18 protein-coding genes are annotated in these 19,949 nt (G+C 73.9%); 1 reads left to right on the top strand and 17 read right to left on the bottom strand.

Going from position 1 to position 19,949, the window contains the following annotated elements; genetic code table 11:
* Position 1: 1 nt before the first annotated feature.
* The 14 genes from E1212_RS16410 to E1212_RS16345 are packed head-to-tail and all read right to left on the bottom strand — an operon-like array spanning position 2 to position 15,043.
* A complete protein-coding gene (locus E1212_RS16410) occupies positions 2-1,201 on the bottom strand; it encodes a M20 metallopeptidase family protein (protein ID WP_162605507.1) in 1,200 nt (399 codons plus the stop codon).
* Positions 1,198-2,139, bottom strand: coding sequence for an ABC transporter ATP-binding protein (locus tag E1212_RS16405; protein WP_131984339.1), 942 nt, complete (start codon positions 2,137-2,139; stop codon positions 1,198-1,200). The genes E1212_RS16410 and E1212_RS16405 overlap by 4 nt, the downstream gene beginning before the upstream one ends.
* Complete coding sequence (locus E1212_RS16400; RefSeq protein ID WP_131984337.1) at positions 2,120-2,944, bottom strand: ABC transporter ATP-binding protein; 825 nt, start codon at positions 2,942-2,944, stop codon at positions 2,120-2,122. The genes E1212_RS16405 and E1212_RS16400 overlap by 20 nt, the downstream gene beginning before the upstream one ends.
* On the bottom strand, positions 2,941-3,789 hold the full coding sequence (locus E1212_RS16395) for an ABC transporter permease (protein ID WP_131984335.1): 849 nt from the start codon (positions 3,787-3,789) through the stop codon (positions 2,941-2,943). The genes E1212_RS16400 and E1212_RS16395 overlap by 4 nt, the downstream gene beginning before the upstream one ends.
* A gap of 2 nt (positions 3,790-3,791) precedes the next feature.
* Positions 3,792-4,814 carry an ABC transporter permease gene (locus E1212_RS16390; RefSeq protein WP_131984333.1) on the bottom strand — a complete coding sequence of 341 codons (1,023 nt, stop codon included), beginning with the start codon at positions 4,812-4,814 and terminating at the stop codon, positions 3,792-3,794.
* A gap of 34 nt (positions 4,815-4,848) precedes the next feature.
* Entirely contained in the window at positions 4,849-6,486 is a 1,638-nt protein-coding gene (locus tag E1212_RS16385; protein ID WP_131984331.1) for an ABC transporter substrate-binding protein, read from the bottom strand.
* Positions 6,487-6,506: 20 nt separating this feature from the next.
* Positions 6,507-7,472 (bottom strand): LLM class flavin-dependent oxidoreductase, encoded by a 966-nt coding sequence (locus tag E1212_RS16380; RefSeq protein WP_131984329.1) that lies wholly within the window; start codon positions 7,470-7,472, stop codon positions 6,507-6,509.
* Positions 7,469-8,392, bottom strand: coding sequence for a DUF1028 domain-containing protein (locus tag E1212_RS16375; protein ID WP_131984327.1), 924 nt, complete (start codon positions 8,390-8,392; stop codon positions 7,469-7,471). Before E1212_RS16375 ends, E1212_RS16380 begins: the two co-directional genes overlap by 4 nt.
* Before the next feature lie 7 nt (positions 8,393-8,399).
* Positions 8,400-8,975, bottom strand: a complete 576-nt coding sequence (locus E1212_RS16370; protein ID WP_131984325.1) for a Cif family virulence factor — start codon at positions 8,973-8,975, stop codon at positions 8,400-8,402.
* A gap of 57 nt (positions 8,976-9,032) precedes the next feature.
* Positions 9,033-10,355 (bottom strand): MmgE/PrpD family protein, encoded by a 1,323-nt coding sequence (locus tag E1212_RS16365; RefSeq protein WP_131984323.1) that lies wholly within the window; start codon positions 10,353-10,355, stop codon positions 9,033-9,035.
* Positions 10,352-11,761, bottom strand: coding sequence for a dihydroorotase (locus tag E1212_RS16360; RefSeq protein WP_131984321.1), 1,410 nt, complete (start codon positions 11,759-11,761; stop codon positions 10,352-10,354). Before E1212_RS16360 ends, E1212_RS16365 begins: the two co-directional genes overlap by 4 nt.
* Positions 11,758-13,047 (bottom strand): Zn-dependent hydrolase, encoded by a 1,290-nt coding sequence (locus E1212_RS16355; RefSeq protein ID WP_131984319.1) that lies wholly within the window; start codon positions 13,045-13,047, stop codon positions 11,758-11,760. The genes E1212_RS16360 and E1212_RS16355 overlap by 4 nt, the downstream gene beginning before the upstream one ends.
* On the bottom strand, positions 13,044-13,634 hold the full coding sequence (locus E1212_RS16350) for an orotate phosphoribosyltransferase (protein ID WP_131984317.1): 591 nt from the start codon (positions 13,632-13,634) through the stop codon (positions 13,044-13,046). The genes E1212_RS16355 and E1212_RS16350 overlap by 4 nt, the downstream gene beginning before the upstream one ends.
* Positions 13,631-15,043: an amidohydrolase family protein gene (locus E1212_RS16345; protein WP_131984315.1), complete on the bottom strand. Its 1,413-nt coding sequence runs from the start codon at positions 15,041-15,043 to the stop codon at positions 13,631-13,633. Before E1212_RS16345 ends, E1212_RS16350 begins: the two co-directional genes overlap by 4 nt.
* A gap of 81 nt (positions 15,044-15,124) precedes the next feature.
* On the opposite strand from E1212_RS16345, the gene E1212_RS16340 reads away from it, so the two are divergent.
* Positions 15,125-16,312 carry an amidohydrolase family protein gene (locus E1212_RS16340; protein WP_131984313.1) on the top strand — a complete coding sequence of 396 codons (1,188 nt, stop codon included), beginning with the start codon at positions 15,125-15,127 and terminating at the stop codon, positions 16,310-16,312.
* On the opposite strand, the gene E1212_RS29490 is transcribed toward E1212_RS16340, so the two are convergent.
* The 3 genes from E1212_RS29490 to E1212_RS16325 are packed head-to-tail and all read right to left on the bottom strand — an operon-like array spanning position 16,292 to position 19,946.
* The gene (locus E1212_RS29490) at positions 16,292-17,290 is read right to left on the bottom strand and encodes an LLM class flavin-dependent oxidoreductase (protein ID WP_162605506.1); all 999 of its coding nucleotides are present in this window, start codon (positions 17,288-17,290) and stop codon (positions 16,292-16,294) included. The two genes, E1212_RS16340 and E1212_RS29490, sit on opposite strands and share 21 nt — an antisense overlap.
* A complete protein-coding gene (locus tag E1212_RS16330; protein ID WP_162605505.1) occupies positions 17,287-18,657 on the bottom strand; it encodes a dihydroorotase in 1,371 nt (456 codons plus the stop codon). The genes E1212_RS29490 and E1212_RS16330 overlap by 4 nt, the downstream gene beginning before the upstream one ends.
* Positions 18,654-19,946, bottom strand: a complete 1,293-nt coding sequence (locus E1212_RS16325; protein ID WP_131984307.1) for an amidohydrolase — start codon at positions 19,944-19,946, stop codon at positions 18,654-18,656. Before E1212_RS16325 ends, E1212_RS16330 begins: the two co-directional genes overlap by 4 nt.
* Positions 19,947-19,949: the final 3 nt, after the last annotated feature.

Here is a 19,949-nt window from a genome sequence, read left to right as displayed (position 1 = left end):
CCTACTTCGAGTCCGTCGTCTGCATGCCGTCCCGTTCGTCGCCGCGGCGAGCCGCGTTGAGTCGCCTGATGGCGAGGTCCGCCAACAGGCTAGACATATCAGGCACCACGGAGTCATCGAAACGCGCTTCGGGAGAGTGGTTCGTCGGAAGAGGATGCGAAGGGTCCCCGACGGCGGCGCCCACCAGCACGAAGGCGCCGCCGGTCTCCTCGAGGAACTGGGAGAAGTCCTCGGAGATCATCTCGGGCACGACGAGCTCGCGGTAGCGGGCGGCGCCATAGAGATCCGCCACGCTCCGACGGACCAGGGCCACTCCTTCGGCGTCGGTGACGGTGGGGCCGAGGTCCGGGCCGATCTCGGCCCGCAGCCCCAGGCCGTAGGCCACCGCGATCGCCGTCGCGATGCCGCGGATCTTCTCGTACGCGGCCCGCGCGGTCTCGTGACTGGCGGCGCGCAGGCTGACCTTGAGCAGCGCCCGGCTGGGGATGACGTTGGCCGCGGTACCCGCGACGATCGAGCCCACCGTCACGACGATCGGGTCGCCGGGGGCGCTGTTCTGCGCGACGAAGGTCTGGATCGCCTGCACCACGAGCGCGGCGGTCGAGATCGGATCGAGCGCCGTGTGCGGCCGGGCCGCGTGGCCGCCGCGGCCGAGCAGCTCCAGCTCGAACAGCATGGCCGCGCCCATGACCTCGCCCTCGCGGCAGTAGAACACGCCCGTCTCGGCGAAGGACAGCACGTGCAGGCCGTACGACGCGATCGGCTTCTGGCCGGTGAGCAGGTGCGCCTTCTCGCTGATCATCAATGCGGCACCGCCGGCACCCTCCTCACCCGGCTGGAAGACGGCAAGGACGTCGCCGGTGAACTCCTCGCGCCGGCTGTGCAGCTGGTGGACAGCCCCGACCAGGCCCGCCATGTGCAGGTCGTGGCCGCAGGCATGCATGTTGCCGTTGGTCGAGCTGAACTCCTCGCCCGACTCCTCGACGACGGGAAGGCCGTCCATGTCCGCCCGCAGCAGCACGGTCGGGCCGGGCTCGGCACCGGGCACGACGACGGCGAGCGACGAGCAGCTCGCGCTGGTGTGCATCGTCAGCCCGAGCGGCTCCAGGGCGTCGACCAGCAGCTGCCGGGTCACCGGCAGGTCGAGGGCGAGCTCCGGGTTCTGGTGGAGGGTCCGGCGCAGGTCGATCAGGTCGATCACGTCGTCGCTGCTTTCTGGGGGTCGACGGCCTTCGTGCAGCCGGCCACGTGGTCGGGGCCGACCTCGTGCAGTCCGGGGCCGTGCTCGTGACACGACCCCGGCACGGGGCAGGACGTGACGGCGAGGGTGCCGTCCGGGTGACGGGGCAGGGCGACGACGCCGTCCCACCGCACCCGCGGGTCGGCGACCGGCACGGCTGAGATGAGCGCCTGCGTGTAGGGGTGCCGCGGGTCCTCGAGGACGGCGGCAGCGGGGCCGCTCTCCACGATCAACCCGCGGTACATGACGGCGATCCGGGTCGCGAGGCGCCGCACACTGGAGATGTCGTGGGTGATCATCAGGTAGCCGACGCCGGTGCGCACCTGCAGGTCGGCCAGGAGCGTGAGGATCCGCCCGCGCACGGTCTGGTCGAGGCTCGCGGTCGGCTCGTCGAGAATGACGATCTCCGGATCGGCGACCAGCGCCCGGGCGACCGCCACCCGCTGCGCCTGCCCGCCGGAAACCTCCCTCGGGTAGCGGTCCAGGATCTGCGCGTCGAGGCCGACCTCGGCGATCAGCCGGCGGACCAGCCGCTCGGCCTCGTCGTCGGCCATGCCCAGGTAGCGCAGCGGTTCCTTGACGCTGCGACGGATGCGCCACGAGGGGTCGAGCGACTGCACCGGGTGCTGGAAGACCATGTGCACGCGCTGCCGGCGCGCCGGGCTACCGCCCGGGCCGCCACCCACACCGCCGTCGCCCGTCGCCTGCCAGGCGACGGTACCCGAGGTCGCCTTCTGCAGACCGGCCGCGACCTTGGCGATGGTGGTCTTGCCGCTGCCGGACTCGCCGACGACGGCGAGGGTCTCGCCCCGGCGAACCCGCAGGCTCACGCCTCGGACGGCGTGGTTGCGGGTGCGCTTGCCGTAGACGACCTCGATGTCAGCCAGCACGAGTTCCATCGGCCACCTCCTCGGGGCGCGGGTGGTCGCTCGCCGAGGCGAGCAGCTCGCGGGTGTAGGCGTCGCCAGGACGGTGGTAGATGTCGTCGACGGCGGCGAACTCGCGGACCTCGCCGTCGTACATGACGGCGACCCGCTGGCACATCTGGGCGATGACGCCCATGTCGTGCGAGACGAACAGGACCCCGATGCCGTGCTGGGCGACGGTGGCCCTGATCAGGTCCAGGATCTGGGCCTGCACGGTCACGTCGAGGCCGGTGGTGGGCTCGTCGGCCACGAGCAGGCTCGGCCGGGCGGCGATCGCCATCGCGATCATGACCCGCTGGTTCATGCCGCCGGACAGCTGGTGCGGGTAGCGGCCGAGCACGGCGGCCGGGTCGGCGATGCCCACCGACGAGACGAGCGCGGCCGCGCGCTCGCGTACGTCACCACGCCGACGCCCGGCCGAGCCGTCCGTGCCCGAGCGGTCCAGGAAGCGCAGCAGCCGGACCAGCTGGGCGCCGATGCGCATCGTCGGGTTCAGCGCGGCCGTCGGGTTCTGGAAGATCATCGTGGCGTTCGGCCGGGCGAGCATGCGCGGGCCGTCGAGGAACCGCCGTCCCTCCAGTTCGGCCTCGCCGGCCGACACGTGGACGCCGTCGGGCAGCAGCCCGAGCAGCGACAGCGCGGTCATCGTCTTGCCCGACCCGGATTCGCCGACGATGCCGACCACCTCGCCCGCGCCCACGTCGAGGGAGAGGTCGCGTACCAGGGAGACGCCGGTCCGGGTCTGAATGCTCAGGCCCCGCACGGTCAGCAGGCTCATCGCAGCCTCCGGTCCAGCCAGTCGCCGATGACCTGGAACGACGCCGCCGTCAGCAGGATCATCAGGCCCGGGAAGAACGACGGCCACCACGAGCCCAGCAGGTTGTCGCCGACCCCCTCGGCGATCATCGCGCCCCACTCGGCGTCGGGTGGTTGCACGCCGACGCCGAGGAAGGAGAGCGCCGCGAAGTCGAGGATCGCCCATGACGCGACCAGCGTCGACTGCACGAACGGGTACTTGAACGAGTTCGGCAGCACGTGCCGGGTCGCGATCTGCCAGGTGCTGGCGCCGCTCAGCCGGGCAGCCGCGATGTAGTCGGCCGAGCGCACCTCGAGCGCCTTCGACCGCGCGAGCCGCACCAGCAGCGGGATGAACGCGATGACCACCGCGATGGCGGCGTACCAGGGGTTCTTCCCCAGCGACGCCGTGATGACCAGCGCCAGGACCACGCCCGGGAAGGCCAGCAGCACGTCGGTGGCCCGCATGACCACCGCGTCGACGCCCCGCCCGAACGTGGCGCTGACCGCCCCGATCAGTGAGCCGACGAGCAGCACCGCGACCGCCACGGCCAGCCCCAGCGCGATGTCGATGCGCGCCGCGGCCATGCAGCGCAGGAAGACGTCGCGGCCGAACCGGTCGGTGCCGAAGGGATGGTCGAACGACGGCGGCAGCAGCCCGTCGTACTCCTGGGCCACGTCGCCGCTGCCGGCGACGAACGGGACGACGATGCCGAGGGTCAGGATCGTCCCGAGCACCGCGAAGGCGACCACCGCGGCGGGGTTGCCCACCCGGAGCCGGGAGACGAGGTTGCCGCGCAGGGCGGCGCCGGCGTCGACGACGGCCATGCTCAGCTCCCCTCCGCCAGGTTCACGCGCGGATCGACCCAGCCGTAGACGAACTCGAGCACGGTGTTGATGAGGACGTAGGCGACCCCGATGGCGATGACGTACCCGCGCAGGGCGAAGAGGTCGTTCTCCTGCAGCGACGAGTAGGCGTACCCGCCGATGCCGGGCCAGGCGAAGAGCTGCTCGATGATGACGTCGCCGCCGGCCAGCACGAAGCCGGCCACCAGGCCGACGTTGGTGATCACCGGCAGCAGCGAGTTGCGCAGCCCGTCCTGGAACAGGATCGAGCGGGCCGGATACCCGAAGGAGCGCGAGGTCCGCGCGAAGTCGGACTCCAGCGCCCGGATGGTCGCGGATCGGACGATCTTCACGATGGACGGCGACGCAAGGACGCCCAGCAGGAGGGCCGGCAGCAGCAGCGTGCGCAGCGCCGCCCCCGCCGTCGCGGGGTCGCCGGCGAGCAGCGCGTCCACCACGTAGAGACCGGTCACGTGCTCGGGCGGGGCGAAGCCGCGCGGCAGCCGTCCCGTCGGGCTGGTGAAGATGCCCCACCCGTTGACCAGGGTCGTGATCGCCACCAGCGCGATCCAGAACACCGCCGTCGCCGACGCGAGCACCACGAAGACCTGGACCAGCCGGTCGCCGATCCGGTACCGGTGCACCGCGGCGGTCACGCCCAGCCCGACGCCCAGCAGCACGGCGATCAGCAGCGCCGTCAGGCCGAGCTCGAGCGTCGCCGGCAGCCGGCTGGTCAGCTCGTCGCGCACCGGCTGGTCGGTGCGGATCGAGGTGCCGAGGTCCATCCGGAAGAAGTCGCCCATGTACTGCGCGAACTGTGCAGGCACCGACTGGTCGAGGCCGTACTTCGCGCGCACGTCGGCGACCTGCTCCTCGGAGGCGTACTGTCCCGCGGCGATGCGGGCCGGGTCGCCGGGCAGCAGTTGGGTGATGAAGAAGGTCAGGACGGCCACGCCGAGGATGCTGACGAGCGCGACACCGGCGCGCTTCCCGGTCGTCCTCAGCATGGCGTCCTCCCTCGCTCTCGGCCGGACCGGCGGATCAGTTCGTGACCCGCAGCTGATCGAAGCGCAGGTTGGCGTCGTTGGCGTGGGTCACGCCCGTCACCCCCTCGCGCGTCCCGACCAGGTAGTCGCGGGTGAACAGGAACGCCCAGGGAGCCTCGTCGATGATCACCTGCTGGGCCCGCTGCGACAGCGCGCGCCGCTCGTCCGGATCGGCGGTCGCCATGGCCTGCCGGACCAGCTCGTCGACCTCGGGGTTGCTGAAGTTGGTGTAGTTGGTGAACACCCCGGTCGTGAGCAGGAAGAACATCTGGTAGACGGAGTCCTGCCCCCACGAGTACCAGGAGTCGAGGAACATCTGCATGCTCCCGAGGTTCTCGTTGTAGTCGGCGTCGCTCATCTCGTTGACCTCGACCTCGACGCCACCGTCGCGGAGCGCGCTCTGGATGAAGACGGCGGACTGGCTCAGCGACTCGTCGCTCGCCGGCACCGACAGCGTCAGCGACAGCTCCCCCGGCTCGTAGCCGGCCTCGGCCAGCAACTCCTGCGCCCGCTCGACATCGGTGGGGTACGCCACCTGCTCGCCGGTCTCGTCCAGCGAGTCGCGCATCGGGTACGGCACGGCGCCGTAGGCCGCGCCGGCGTAGCCCTTCATGACGTCCTCGCGCAGCGCGTCGTAGGGCATCAGGTACGACAGCGCCTGCCGGACGCGCACGTCCTGCAGCACCGGGTCCTGGTAGTTGAAGCCGACGTAGGCGACCAGGCTGTACTCGAGGTCGTAGAGCTCCAGGCCGTCGCTCTGCTCGAGCGCCTCGGCGGTGTCGGGGGTCATCCCGAAGATGACGTCGACGGCGCCGTTCTGCAGCGCGAGGAACGCCTGCTGCGGGTCCGGCATGCTCTGGACGACGATGCGCTCCGGCGCGTCGCCGAGGTCGGTGGCCGTGAACTCGGGGTTCTTGGCCAGCGTCATGCTCTGCCCCGGCACCCGGCTCTCGACGACGTAGGGGCCCGACGCGGTCGCCTCGGCGGCGAGCCAGCCCGCACCCCACGGGTCGTCGGCGGCGGCCTGCGCCTCGACGGCCGACTTGTCGATGATGGCGAAGATCTGGAACGCGAGGAACTGCTCGATCAGCGGCGAGTAGTGCGTGACGTGCAGCTCGACCGTCGTGTCGCTGGTGGCGACGATGTCGGTGGCGGCGTCGGTGATGTTGAGCCACTGGCCGATGGCCTGCACGTACCCGACGTCGGACAGCGCCCGCTGCAGCGACCAGACCACGTCCTCGGCCGTCACCGGCTCGCCGCCGGCGAACTGCTGGCCCTCCTTCAGCTCGAAGGTCAGCGTGGTCTGTGTCTCGTCCCAGGTCGCCGACTCGGCGAGGTACGGCGCGCTCTCACCGGCGTAGGACAGGACGCCGTCGCCGCCGTCGGTGTAGCTCTCCTGCAGCAGGGTGCCGTAGATGTTCCCCACCACGCCGTAGCCGGCGTCGGTCTTGAACTGGTGCGGGTCGAGGGTGTCGATGTCCTGGCTGTAGGCGACGACGAGCTCGTCGACGGCAGCGCTGCCGCCGTCGCCGCCTCCGGTACCGTCGTCCGAAGCGGGGCCGCTGCCGCAGGCCGCGGCCACGAACAGGCCGGAGGCGACGAACGCTCCCAGCAATCGACTTCTGTGCGCCATGGGATGTCTCCTGGTGAAGGTCAGCCGGCGGCGATGGCCGTGCCGAGGTCCTTGATGTCCCCGAGAAGGGACTCGACGTGAATGGGAGCGAGGGCGACCTCGTCCGAGCCGGCGGCGAGCAGGGCCTGGATCTGGCCGGCGCAGGTGTCCACGTCGCCGCAGACGCTCAGCTGGTCGATCCACTCGTCGGGCATGTCGGCGGCCAGTCCCTCGGGACCGCCCGTCCGCGCGAGCGCGCGTAGCTCTTCGGTGATCCCGATCGCGTCGGTCATCGCCGTGCTCTCGCCGTCGGCGAGGAAGCTGCCGAGCAGGGGCCGGATCCGGACCCGCGCCTCGGCCGTGGTCTCGGCGACGGACAGGAAGGCGAACGTCGTGATCGGGGTGTCCGCGCCGCCGTTGGCGGCCACGATGTCGCGCTCGACGCGGACGAAGGCGGGGCTGCTGAAGACCGACAGGACCAGGCCGTCGCAGATCTCGCCGGCCAGTGCGGTCATCTTCGGACCGGTCGCCCCGAGGTGGATCGGCGGCGGCTCCGGCGGCGGGTACTCGAGGTGGATGCCCTCGAAGGTGAACCCGCCGTGGTCGCCGGTGAGCGTCTCGCCGGCCCAGAGCGCCCGGAGCGCCTCGACGGTGCCGCGCACGGCTCCGAGGGGACGACGGTGCTCGATGCCCTGCTGGTCGAGCCACCAGCTGCCGCCGACGCCGATACCCAGGACGAACCGGCCGGGGTGCACCGAGGCGAGGGTGCCCGCCTCCATGGCCAGCAGCCCGGGGTGACGCGCGTAGACGGAGACCACGCCGGTGCCGACCCGGATCTCCTCGGTCGCCGCGAGGACGGTCGCCGCGCCGGCGACGCCGGCGGTGGCGAAGTAGTCCTCGGTGGACCAGATGCTCGCGAACCCGTGCTCCTCGACCGCGCGGGCGACGGGCACCAGCATGCTGGGGTGGAACGTGCTACCCAGGACGAATCCGACGCGGTTGCTCACCGGCCGGCCTTCCGCAGGATCTCCGCGGAGCCGGCCGGCAGGATGCCGACCCGGGCCAGCCCGTCGACGAAGCGGGCGAACTGCGGCCGGGCGTCGATGCCGCGGGCGATCAACGCCGCGCCCTCGTCGACCCGGCCGGCCCGGAGCAGCAGCACGCCCCGCCAGACGGTGGGCTCCAGGTCGTCGCCGAGGTCCTGCTGGGTGTCGGCGAGACCGGCCAGCGCCTTCTCGAGCTCGTCGCCCAGCACCGGCTCGGCGCCGGTGACGAGCCCCGGCTTGAAGACCGACTCGAAGAAGACGCCGTAGGCGCGGTGGAAGCGCAGGCTCTCGCGCAGCCGCCCCACCGGGTCGGGGTCGACGTCGACCCGCAGGTCCACGAGCGTGCCCTGCCAGGACTCCCCCGGCCTCTCGCCCGCGACCACCCGCAGCGCCGCGGACATCCGGCCGCGCACGTCGCCACCGGCCTCGTCGCCGGCGGCGAGACCGGCGAGCAGCCGGTCGGCCAGGTCGCCGGGCGCGCTCCGGTACGCCCCGACGACCGCGGCCAGCACGCCCTCGTTGTCGAGCATGTTGCCGATCGCGACGACCGGCCCGTCGGCCAGGCCGCCGCACGACGGGACGCAGCGGGCGCCGGTGTGATGGGCGGTTCCGCCCGCGGTGTCGAGGTAGGCGACCTGCCGGATGTCGGCGTCGGGGTCGTCGGCGACCAGCTTGTCCAGGGCCTCGTGCGCAGGAATGCCCCGCTCGATGAGGTCGAGGCCGCGCGGCCCGTAGGACACCTCGACGAACGACTGCGTGGCGACGACCCCCACCCCGGCCCGCGTGTGGTCGGCGACGGGGCCGACGCCGTAGGCGTGGGTGGCGGTCGCGAGGCCGAGTCGGCCGGTCGCCTCGTCCCTGGCCAGAAGCGAGAAGGTCATCGTCGGCTCAGCTCCCGGCCGCGTCGGCGAGCTCGGAGTACTCGGAGTAGTCGGTGCGGGTGCCGCGGGAGTACGGCGTGTTGCCCAGCCCCCGCCGGTCGGCGGCGTCGTCGCGCGTCTTCGCGGGGGGTGCCTCGTCGTCCGGCGGCCGGGTGGAGCAGTGGAAATGCCACATCCTCCACTCCGGGGTGCCGGCGCCGTCGTCGCGCTTGTAGACCTCGGTCGAGCGGTAGTACGCCGGCCGGTCGATCCGCTCGGGCAGGTCGTTGCCCTCGTCGTCGCGGACCCGCCAGGCCGGGAAGCTGCCCTCGGAGACGACGTACGCCATGTCGCCGCACACGTCGACGCGCATCACGTAGTCCTCGCACAGGCCCCACTCGTCGGTCCGCGCGTAGAACGACCACAGGTTCGCCAGGTCGTCGACGCCGAAGTACGGGTGGTCGTTCAGGTTGAACATGAGGAAGCTCTCGTCGCCGGTCGCGAAGACCGTGCGCATGAGCGGGATGTTGATGCGGAAGTTCGAGAAGTACCAGTCGCGGTGCAGGCGGAGGATCTGCTCCTCGTCCGATGCCTGTGCGGCCATGCGGCGCCTCCTTCCGTGGAGATGTGTAATCAGATTACATACGAGGGCGGGTCCTGACTAGAGGGGCAGCGCGGCACAGTCGCCGACGGCGGCGAACCCTGTCAGCGTGTCGAAGATCGCCGCCGAGCCGCCGAGCCGGACGAACTTGGCCCGCAGCTCGTCGCGGGTCGCGGGGTCGCGGTGGTGGCCGTGCGGGTTGTCGACCCGGGCCTTCGCCGTGGCCCCCGAGGCGAGCCGGATCAGGACCCGGGCCGGCGCGGCGCCCGGCCACAGTGCGTCCAGCTCCGGGTCGGCCCGCGTGCGCACCCGCACGGCCAGGGCGGCCACGTCGGGCCGCCACTCCAGCGCGTCGGGCCCCGTCCCGCCGGTTCGGATGGCGGCGGCGACGGCGTAGGGCAGCGAGAAGCGGGTGGACAGCGCGTTGGGTGCGGCCTGCCGGTCGACGCGCAGGTTGGCGCGTACGGTGTCGACGACGACCTCGGCCACCTCGTCCGGGTCGCCGGCCAGCCGCGACCAGGCCTGGACGGTGGCGTCGAGCGCGCTGTGGGTCAGCGCGCAGGCGGAGTGCAGCTTGAGGTAGTTGTGCCGGATCCGCAGCGTCGAGGGGTCGACGGGATCGCGCAGGCCGCCGGGGTCGGCGGCGTAGGGCGCGACGACGGAGACGTGCGAGCTCAGCGCGCCGGTGAAGCCGGCCCGGTGCAGGACCGACGCCTGGACGCCCGCCCGGTTCGCGTGCCCGGTCCAGGTGTGGCGCGCGGTGGCGCCCTCGTAGCAGGCGGTCCAGCCGGTGAGCAGCGGCTGCGTCGCCGCGATCCGGACCAGGGCGACCGGGTCGTCGCCGCGCAGCATCGCCACGGCGGTGGCGGCGCCGAGCGCGCCGACGTGCCCGTGCGGGTGCATCGGCTCGGGGAGCCGGAACGACTCGAACAGCCGCGCGGCCACCTCGTAGCCCGCGACGAGGGCGGCGCCGAGCAGGGCGCCGTCGGCGTGCACCGCCTCGGCCGTGGCCAGCGCCGCCGGCAGCAGGTGGATCGCCGGGTGGCCCGTCGGCCGGAAGCCCTCGTCGAGCTCGAGGACGGTGCCGGCCGTGCCGTTCAGCCAGGCGACGGTCGCCGGGTCCCCGCGCGGGCGGCCCGGTGCGAGGGTGCGCGCCGGCCCGGCCGGCCCGAGACCCAGCATCGGTTCGCTCGCGAGCGCCCCGACCTCGGCGGAGCGAGCGCCCGCCGCGATGACGCCGATCGTGTCGGCGAGCACCAGGCCGGTGTGCTCGCGCACGTCGTCGGGCAGGTCGTCCCACCGCAGTGCGGCGGCCTCCGCGACGCGGCGCTCCACCAGGTCGACGAGGCCGGCCGTCGTCCGAGCAGTCGTCCCAGCCGTCATCCGACCGGCGCCCCGTGCCGGGCGGCGACGAAGCGGCCGCGGCGCTCGCCGACCGGCTCGCCGTCGCGCATCGCCGGCTCCCCGCCGAGCAGGCTGGCCACCACCCGCCCGCGCAGCTCCCAGCCGTCCCAGGTGGTGACGGGGTTCAGCGCGTGCATCCGCTCGTTGGAGATGCGGGCCGAGCCCCGCGGGTCCACGAGCGTGAGGTCGGCGTCCGAGCCCGGCCGCAGGCTGCCCTTGCGCGGCCACAGGCCGTAGAGCCGCGCGGTCCCCGTCGACAGCACCTCGGCCAGGCGCGCCGGCGAGATCCGGCCGCGCACCATCGCGTCGACCATGAGCGGCGCCAGCGTCTCGACCCCCAGCCCGCCGGCGGGGGCGTCCTCGAACCCGCGCAGCTTCTCCTCGAGCAGGTGCGGCGCGTGGTCGGAGCCGACGGAGCCGATGGTGCCGTCGGCGATCCCGGCCCACAGCGCGTCCTGGTCGGCCTGCGAACGCACCGGCGGGTAGACCTTGATGGCCGGGCCGAGCCGGGCGGCGTCGGCGTCGGTGAGGGTGAGGTACTGCGGGCAGGTCTCGGCCGTGACGGCGGCACCGGCGGCCCGGGCCGCACGCACGACCGCCGCCCCCGCGGCCGACGCCATGTGCACGACGTGGAACCGGCAACCCGTGGCGAGGGAGAACTGGGCGCCGACGGCGATCGAGGTCGCCTCGGCGACGGCCGGCCTGGCCCGCAGCAGGTCGTCGTAGGTGGTGATCGGGTGACCCAGCAGCTCGGCCGAGCGGGCGAGGACGTGCCGGTCCTCGCAGTGCGCGGCCAGCAGCCCGCCGTAGCGGGCCACCTCGCCGAACAGCTCCAGCACCGCGCCGTTCTCGGGCGGCAGCAGCAGCGAGTCCGGCGGCGCCGCCGCGAAATTGTAGACCAGGCCCTTGGTCTGTTTGTCCAGCGCGTAACCCCAGAAGAACTTCACCGCGACGGCGCCGGAGGCGTGCAGGAGCGCCACCTGGTCGAGGTTGGCCGGGCCCAGCGCCATGCCCCACAGGCCGAAGTCGGTCCAGGCGCGGGCGGCATGGGCGGCCCGGCGGTCCTCGAAGGTCGCGACGTCGGTGACGGCGGGGACGGCGTTCGGCATCTCCAGCACCGTCGTCGTGCCGCCGCACAGGGCGCCGAGCGTCGAGTGGTGGAACGTCTCCTTGTGCGTGTGGCCGGGGTCGCGCGAGTGCACGTGCGGGTCGATGAAGCCCGGGAACACCAGCAGCCCCGCGGCGTCGACCCGTTCGTCGGCGACGGCGGCACCGGCGGCGCCGCGGTCGAGCCAGGCCTCGATGCGTCCATCGGCGAGGAGCAGGTCGGCGGGGACCAGCCCCTGCTCGGTGACCAGCTCTCCCCCGGTGACGACCACTCTCACGGCGCACCTCCGGCGTTCTCGAGGATGCCGGCGACGGCGGCGGCTCGCGCGTCCAGCCGCAGCAGCGCGGCGAGCAACAGGTCGGTGCCGACGGCCAGCTGGGCCGGCTCGGTCCACTCCTCCGGCACGTGGGACAGTCCGTGCCGGCTCGGGACGAAGATCATCGCCGTCGGCACCAACCGGTTCACCATCTGCGCGTCGTGGCTCGCCCCCGACGTCAGCACCCGGTATGGCAGCCCGCGGTCCGCGGCTGCCGCCGTCACCTCGTTGCGGACCCAGTCGGGGAGCACGACGGCGGACGTGTCGGCGAGCAGCCGCGCCTCCAGCCGCGTGCCGCGGCGCAGGCACGCCGCCCGCATCCGGGTGACGATCTCGGCCGCGGAGTGCCGCTGCCGGTCCGCGTCGACGTCGCGGACGTCGAGCGAGAAGGTCACGCGGCCGGGGATGGTCGTGATCGAGCCGGGCTGCACGCTCAGCCGCCCGACGGTCGCCCGGGTGCCGCGGTGCCGGGGGTCCAGCGCCACCTGCTCGGCGAGCAGCACGGCCTCGGCCGCGGCGGCCAGGGCGTCGGCGCGGCCGCGCATCGGCGTGCCGCCGGTGTGCGACGCCTGGCCGGTGACGGTCAGCTCGATGCGGGTGGAGCCGGAGATGAGGTCGACGACGCCGATGTCGAGCTTCGCCCGCTCGAGGACCGAGCCCTGCTCGACATGCAGCTCGACGAAGGCGGACCAGTCCTCGGCGGCCCACGCCGTGCGGGCCGCGAGGTCGGGATCCAGCCCGACGGCGGCCATCGCCTCGGCCAGCGAGACGCCGTCGCGGTCGCGGCGGACGTCCAGCTCGTCGCGCGACGACAGCCCGGCCGCCAGCTTCGAGCCGCAGCAGGCCTGGCCGAACCGGGCGCCCTCCTCGCCTGCGAAGGCGACGAAGCGCAACGGCAGCTCGGTCTCGACACCCGCCTCGTGCAGCAGCCGCGCCGCCTCGACCGCGGCCATGGTGCCCGCGATGCCGTCGAAGCGGCCGCCGTTGTAGACGGAGTCGAGGTGGCTGCCGGTGCCGGCGGCGGGTCCGGCGGACCGGCCCGGACGGGTGGCGACGGTGTTGCCGGCGGGGTCGACGGCGATCTCGCAGCCGGCCTCGGCCATCCACTCGGCGAAGCGGGCGTGGGCGGCGCGCTCGAGCGGCGTGTAGGCCAGCCGGGTGACGCCAGGGCCTGGCTCGCTCAGCGCGGCCATGGCCTGCAGGGTCGACCAGAGGCGCTCGGGGTCGGCCGGGCGCACCGCCGTCATGGCGCTCCCCTGCCCCGGGTCGCCGTACGCCGCAGCTCGTCGTCGGAGAACAGGTGATCCAGCGCCACGGCGACGCCCTCCAGCAGCTCGGCGGCGCCGTTGCCCCTGTCGACGGCTGCGAGCACGCCGACGACGACGGCGCCCCGGTCGCGCACCGCGCGCACGGCCTCGGCGGCCGAGGCGCCGGTTCCGGTGACCCCCTCGACCACGAGCACCCGCTCGCCCGCGTGCAGTTCGCCGTGGCAGGCCAGCCGGGGTCCGCCGCCGGTCTCGACCACGCGGGCGACCACCAGCGGCAGCCCGGTCTCGAGCGCCATGGCCGCGCCGAGCACCAGCGAGTGCGGGTCGCGGCCCACGAGCCGGTCGACGTCGGCGGGGACCCGGCCGGCCAGGATCGACGCCAGCCGGCGCAGCACCGTCGGCTTGGTGAGGAACTGGTCGGCGTCGATGAACTCGCCGTGGGTGCCCCACGCGGCGGCGACCAGGTCGGCCAGCAGCTCGTCGCGGCGCACGTCGTCGGCCTGGAACACGCTGAGGTCGCCGACCGCGAGGGCCGTCAGGAAGTCCGGTGGTGGGGCGACGGTCATGCGGGGGTCCTCTCGATCGGCGGCAGGACACCGGCAGCCTCGGCCGCGTGCCAGAGCCGTTCCACGGCGGCCGCGGCCTCGTCGACGACGCGGCGCTCGTCGCAGCCGGCCACACCGCCGCCGTCGACGACCACCCGGCCGTCGACCATGACGACGGCGACGTCCGCGGGCGTGGCGTTCCAGACCAGGTTCCGCAGCGGATCGCGCACCGGCTGCAGGTGCGGCGCCGACAGGTCGACGGCGATCAGGTCGGCCAGGAGTCCCGGCTCGATCCGGCCGAACCGGCCGCCCAGCGCCTCGCCTCCGGTGCTCGTGGCCGCCGCCAGCAGCGTCGCCGCGTCGGCCGTGCCGCCGTCGCCGCTGGTGAGCTTCGCGATGAGGCCGGCCGCGCGCAGCTCGCCGAAGTGGTCGAAGCTGTAGGCGTCGGTCCCGATGCCGGTCCGCACGCCGGCACCGTGGAAGCGCTCGAAGGCCACCGTCACCCCGCTGCGCGCGAACGTCAGCGGGCAGTGCGCCAGGGTGGTGCCGGACTCGCGGAGCAGGCCGAGGTCGCCGTCCTCGGTGTGGACGCCGTGGGCGACGACCGTGCGCGGGCCGAGCAGGCCGGTGTCGCGGAGGTACTCGACGGGGGTGCGCCCGTGCCGGGCGCGCACCGTCTCGACCTCGTGCCGGCTCTGCGCGACGTGGATGGTGACGAAGGTGTCCCGTTCGGAGGCCAGGTCCGCGATCCGGCGCAGCAGCCGCGGCGAGCAGGTGTCGGTGGCATGCGGGCCGAACCCGACCCGGATCCGCCCGTCGCGGCCCTCGTCGTAGCGGTCGGCGACGGCGATGGCCGCGGCCAGCGAGGCGTCCTCGTCGATGCCCACGTAGCGGGGCCGGCCGCCGTCGTCGAGGCCGCGACTGGGGGCGGAGAAGACGTACGGAGCGGCGAAGGCGCGCAGCCCCAGCTCGGTGGCCGCGTCCAGGAACCCGTGGTGCTGGGCGCGCGGCATGTCGAGGACGCTGGTGGTGCCGGACCGGAGCAGCTCGAGCACCGCGAGCCGGTACACCGCTCGCAGCTCGTCGCCGGACAGCACCTCGCTCGCCAGGTCGCCGAGCGGCAGCAGCAGGCCGTAGACGATGGCGTCGGCCGCGACCCCGCCCGGGGTGCCGGCGCCGACGTCGTCGACGATGCCGCGGAAGACCGGGCCGTTGAGCGCATGGTTGTGCAGATTGACGAAGCCCGGCAGCACGATCCCGCGCGGCAACACGATGCGCCGGTCGGCGTCGACGGCCACCGGGCCGCGCACGACGCCCTCGATGCGCCGCCCCCTGACCAGCACCGTCACGTTCTCGACGGCCTCGACGCCGCCCGCCGGCCGCGGCAGCACGGTCCAGCGCGCGGCGATCGCGGTGAGCTGGTCCGGCATCTCGGACTCCCTTGCGCGCTGGTATGTAATTTGATTACATTCCCAGCTCAGTGAGCGCCGCGTCAACCCCGGGAGGTCACCGTGACCGAGCTCAGCGCCATCCGCAACGGCCACGTCCACGCGCCCGAGGACGTCGGCGTCCGCGACCTCCTGCTGGCGGGCGGGCGCATCGTCGCGATCGAGGAGCGCCTGGACCTCGGCGGCCTGGACGTCGTCGAGGTGGACGCGGCGGGACGACGAGTCGTGCCCGGTCTCGTCGACGGCCATCTGCACGTCATCGGCGGCGGCGGCAACGAGGGCTACGCCTCGCGGATCCCCGAGCTGTGGGTGGGTGAGCTGGCGCTCGCGGGCATCACCACCGTGGTCGCGCCGCCGGGGCTGGACATGGTGGCCAAGAACCTCGAGGGGCTGCTGGCGAAGACGTACGCGCTGGAGAGCGAGGGCATCTCGGCCTACGCCATGGCCGGCGGGTTCCAGCGCCCGTTCCGCACCGTCACCGGCTCGCTGCTCGGCGACCTGTTCACGATCGAGAAGTTCATCGGGGTGAAGGTGGCGCTGGGCGAGGTCAAGGCGACGCCGTTCCGCGACGAGGAGCTGGTCGAGCTGGCGGCGCAGCTGCACTACCTGGCCGGCGCGACGGGCAAGGCCTGCCTGCTGCACGCCCACCTCGGCCAGTCCGCCGACCCGGCCGGGCAGTTCCTGCACGCCATGCGCACGTCCGGCGTGCCGGCGCACCGGTTCCAGGCGACGCACGGCAACTACACCGAGCACACGATGCAGGCGGTGCTCGACGTCGCGGCCGCGGGTGGCTTCGTCGACTTCAACCCGATCCTGACGCCTACGTTCGGGCACCCGCGTGCGGTGCCGGCTGCCGAGGCGATCGCGCGCACGCTGGCGGCCGGGGTCGACCCGAGCCTGGTGACGATGACGACCGACGGCAACGCCAGCGTGCCGATCCTGCTGGCCGACGGCAGCCGCGACGTCTACGAGAAGAGCCTTGGCTGGCTCTGGGACACGGTGGCCGAGCTGGTGCGCGACCATGACCAGCCGCTGGAGCGGGCGCTCTCGTTCGTCACCAGCAACCCGGCCAGGGCGCTCGGGCTGGAGCGCAAGGGCCGGGTCCGGGTGGGTGGCGACGCCGACCTGCTCATCATCGACGATGACCTGCGGATCGCCGACGTGTTCGCCCGCGGCCAGCAGCTGGTCGCCCATGGGAGGGCCCTGGTCCGCTCGATGTACGAGCCGGCGTCAGGCGTCGTCCAGCAGTGAGATGGTGTCGGCGAAACCGTCCAGCGCGTCGGCGACCGCTTCCTCGCCGACGCCGGGGAGCTGGAAGCGGACCAGGCACTCGGTGGCCCCGAGCTCGTCCTCGTAGCGGCGCAGGTCGGCGGCCACCGTCTCCGGCGAGCCGATGAGGAAGCGCCCGTCGGCCCAGCGCCTCAGGTTGTCGAGGGAGTCGTCGTCGGGATAGGTCGGGTGCAGGGGCCGGTACACGGTGCCGTACTCGTGCCGGATCCCCGGTGCGAACTGCTCCCAGGCCCGCTCGTCGGTCTGAGCGACGAAGGCCTCGCGGCGCAGCGGCTGCTCGGTCGCCGGCGCGAGCCCGGCCTCCTCGCGGGTCTCGCGGAACAGCGCGAGCTGCCGCCGTAGCCGGTCGATCGGGTGGCCGGGCGGCATCACCCAGGCGTCGCCACCGGCCGCCGCGCGCCGGACGCCGGGGTCCTCGAGGGCACCCATCCACAGCGGAACGCCCTCTGGGTTGACGGGCAGCGGACGCACCCGCGCGCCGCGGAACGTGTAGTGGCCGTCGCCGTCGACCACCTCGCCCGCCAGCAGCCGGCGGACCAGCCCGAGGGACTCCTGGTAGATCCTGGCCCGGCGGCGGAACGGCACGCCGAAGCCGTCGAACTCGGCCTCGACCCAGCCGAGCCCGACCCCGAGGATCGCGCGGCCGCCCGACATCAGGTCGAGGACGGCGGCCTCCTCGGCGACGGCGACCGGGTGGTGCAGCGCCAGGATGACGACGTCGGTGCCGATCCGCATCCGCGACGTCACCGCAGCCGCGGCGCTGGCCAGCAGCATCGGCCGCGGCAGCCAGCCGTCGTCGAGGAAGTGGTGCTCGGCGAAGACGACCGAGGAGAATCCGCGGGCGTCGGCGGCGGCGATGTCGCGCAGCCCGCGCTCGACGACCAGCCGGCCGGACTCGTCCGGTCCCACCTGGAAGCTGTAGTGCAGTCCGATCCTCACGGCCTCGCGCGTCCTTCCGGGGTCAGGAACCGCCCGGCCGGCGGGCCGGGCAGCAGTTCGCCGTCGCGGGCGATCGCGCGTCCGCGCAGGTAGGTGGCGGTGACGGCGCCGGCCAGGCGGCGGCCGTCGAACGGCGACCAGCCGGCCCGGCTGTGCAGGCGGGCGGCGTCGACGGTCGTGGTGGCGGCGGGGTCGACGACGACGAGGTCGGCGTCGGCTCCGGGGGTGATCGCGCCCTTGCCGCCGAGCCCGCAGAGCCGGGCCGGGGCGGCGCTGGTCAGCTCGGCCAGGCGCGACCAGCTCAGCCGCCCGGCCAGCACGGCGTCGACCATCAGCGGCAGGACGGTCTCGACGCCCGGGTAGCCCGGCGGCGCGGCCCAGACGTCGTCGAGCCCGGCCGCCTTGTCCTGGCGCGTGTGCGGCGCGTGGTCGGTGGCCACCAGGTCGACTCGCCCGTCGGCGAGCGCGGACCAGTAGGCCTCGGCGTCGCCGGCCGGGAAGGCGAACGGCACCCCGAGGACGCCGAGGCGGTCGAGGTCGTCCTCGAGCAGCGCGGGCGGGCCGCACTCGGCTGTGACGCGCACGCCGGCCCGGCGCGCGGCGTCGATCCGGTCGAGCGCGGCGACCGGCGCGAGCGAGGCGTGCGCGATGTGCACCCGGCAGCCGGTGCCGGCCGCGGCGGCCAGCACCCGTGCGAGCGCGTCGAGGACGCCGTCGCCGCGGTAGGACCGGCTCACCAGCCGCGCGTCCGTCGTGCTCGCCGCCCGCAGCCGCGCCCGCAGCCGGACCTCCTGGTCGTGGTCGGCGACGTGGACCGCGACCGGCAGCGCCCAGCTCGCGCAGGCCCGGAACAGCGTGCTCAGGGTGCCGGCGTCGGGCATCGACAGCTCGTCGGCGTACGGGTCGTCGGCCCGGTGCGACCGATTCAGGTAGACCTTGACCCCGACGGCGCCGAGCCCGGCCATCGCGGCCAGCTCGGGCAGGTCGGTGCCGCCGGCCCAGAGCCCATGGTCGACGTGCGACGTGCCCTCGACCAGGTCGCGCTTGGCCCGGAACCGCTCGGCGCTGGACACCGGCGGGTGCGTGTTCGGCATGTCGCAGACCGTCGTCACCCCGCCGCAGGCGGCGGCGGCGCTGCCGGTCCGGAAGTCCTCCTTGTGCTCGAACCCGGGCTGGCGGAAGTGCACGTGCACATCGACGGCGCCGGGCAGAAGGATCCTGTCGCGGACGTCGACGACCTCGTCGGCGCTCAGCGTGCCAGGCGCCGCCACGGCCGTGACGACGCCGCCGCCGACGACGACGTCCGCGAGGACCGGCCCGCCGGGCAGTACCGCCGTCGCGCCGCGGAAAACGGTGTCGCCGCTCACCCGAGCACGCCCAGCTCGCGCAGGCAGCCGAGGAACACGTCGCGGCCGATGACCAGCGCGTCGTCGTCGACGTCGAAGAACGGCGCGTGGTGCACGTCGCCGAGGCGCGACCCGAGACCGAAGTAGACGGCCTGCCCGCCGGCGGCCTGGACGGCGTTCATGAAGCTGCTCATGTCGTCGCTCCCCTTGAAGTCGGCGGCATCGCGCACGACGGTGACGCCGTCGACCCGGGCGGCCACCCGCGCGACCACCGCCGCGAGCTCCGGGGTGCTGTCCGCGCCCGCCGCTCCCCCGGCCGTCTCGATGCGGGCCGCGACACCGGCGACGGCGGCGGCGCCGCGCACGACGTCGCCGACCCGGTCGCGCAGGTAGCCGAGGATGACGTCGTCGTCGGCGCGGACCTCGCCCCGCAGGACGGCGCGCGCCGGCACCGAGTTGCGCGTCTCGCCGCCCTCGACGGTCCCGACGTTGACCCGGGTCTCGCCGTCGCCGTGCCGGCTGATCGCGAGCAGGTTCTGGACGGCGATCGCGGCGGCCTGGACGGCGTTGCGGCCCTCATGCGGCGAGATGCCGGCGTGCGCGTTGCGGCCGGTGAAGTGCGCGTCGAACTTGTGGCTGGCCAGGATCCTCCGGTAGCCGGCGATCACCTCGCCGGTCGCGCGCGCCTGGACGCCGATGTGACAGCCGAGCAGCACGTCGACGCCGTCGACCACACCGGCGGCCACCATGGCCGGCCCGCCGCGCAGCCCCTCCTCGGCGGGCTGGAAGACCAGCCGGACCTCGCCGGCCGGTTCGCCTGCGGCGGAGGCGGCGGCGATCTCCCGGGCCACCCCGAGACCGATGGCGGTGTGCGCGTCGTGACCGCAGCTGTGGTGCACGCCGTCGGTGCGCGAGCGGTAGCCGCCCCGCTGCGCGGTGTGCCCGGGATCGGCCGACTCGTGCCCGTAGTTCGCGTCGATGTCGAACCGCAGGGCCACCGTCGGGCCGGGCCGCCCGGTCGCCAGCGTCGCGACCACCCCGGTGAACCCGTCGCGCACGAGCTCGGCGAACCCGGGGTCGGCGCCGTGGGCGAGCGCCCGGCGGTAGGCCGCCTTCAGCTCCTCGTGCGACGGCAGGCCCGGGCGGTCCGCGGCCAGCACCTCGCGCCCCACCCGGACGGCGAACCCGAGGCCGGCCAGCCGGCGGGCCACCAGCGAGGCGGTGCGCACCTCGCACCACCCGGCCTCGGCGTGGGCGTGCAGGTCGCGCCGGTCCGCGATCATGGCGCGGACGGCGTCGGATCGGCTCATGGC

Source organism: Jiangella ureilytica (assembly GCF_004348545.1).
In the GTDB taxonomy this organism is placed as follows: Bacteria; Actinomycetota; Actinomycetes; order Jiangellales; family Jiangellaceae; genus Jiangella; species Jiangella ureilytica.
Note: the sequence above shows the minus strand (reverse complement) of the source record. Positions and strands in the feature narration are given on the sequence as shown.

What these genes read in the sequence shown, in the direction of transcription:
- E1212_RS16405 (WP_131984339.1), bottom strand. Translation starts at nt 2,139, where the DNA reads ATGGAACTCGTGCTGGCTGACATCGAGGTCGTCTACGGCAAGCGCACC.
- E1212_RS16400 (WP_131984337.1), bottom strand. Translation starts at nt 2,944, where the DNA reads ATGAGCCTGCTGACCGTGCGGGGCCTGAGCATTCAGACCCGGACCGGC.
- E1212_RS16395 (WP_131984335.1), bottom strand. Translation starts at nt 3,789, where the DNA reads ATGGCCGTCGTCGACGCCGGCGCCGCCCTGCGCGGCAACCTCGTCTCC.
- E1212_RS16390 (WP_131984333.1), bottom strand. Translation starts at nt 4,814, where the DNA reads ATGCTGAGGACGACCGGGAAGCGCGCCGGTGTCGCGCTCGTCAGCATC.
- E1212_RS16385 (WP_131984331.1), bottom strand. Translation starts at nt 6,486, where the DNA reads ATGGCGCACAGAAGTCGATTGCTGGGAGCGTTCGTCGCCTCCGGCCTG.
- E1212_RS16375 (WP_131984327.1), bottom strand. Translation starts at nt 8,392, where the DNA reads ATGACCTTCTCGCTTCTGGCCAGGGACGAGGCGACCGGCCGACTCGGC.
- E1212_RS16370 (WP_131984325.1), bottom strand. Translation starts at nt 8,975, where the DNA reads ATGGCCGCACAGGCATCGGACGAGGAGCAGATCCTCCGCCTGCACCGC.
- E1212_RS16365 (WP_131984323.1), bottom strand. Translation starts at nt 10,355, where the DNA reads ATGACGGCTGGGACGACTGCTCGGACGACGGCCGGCCTCGTCGACCTG.
- E1212_RS16355 (WP_131984319.1), bottom strand. Translation starts at nt 13,047, where the DNA reads ATGACGGCGGTGCGCCCGGCCGACCCCGAGCGCCTCTGGTCGACCCTG.
- E1212_RS16350 (WP_131984317.1), bottom strand. Translation starts at nt 13,634, where the DNA reads ATGACCGTCGCCCCACCACCGGACTTCCTGACGGCCCTCGCGGTCGGC.
- E1212_RS16345 (WP_131984315.1), bottom strand. Translation starts at nt 15,043, where the DNA reads ATGCCGGACCAGCTCACCGCGATCGCCGCGCGCTGGACCGTGCTGCCG.
- E1212_RS16325 (WP_131984307.1), bottom strand. Translation starts at nt 19,946, where the DNA reads ATGAGCCGATCCGACGCCGTCCGCGCCATGATCGCGGACCGGCGCGAC.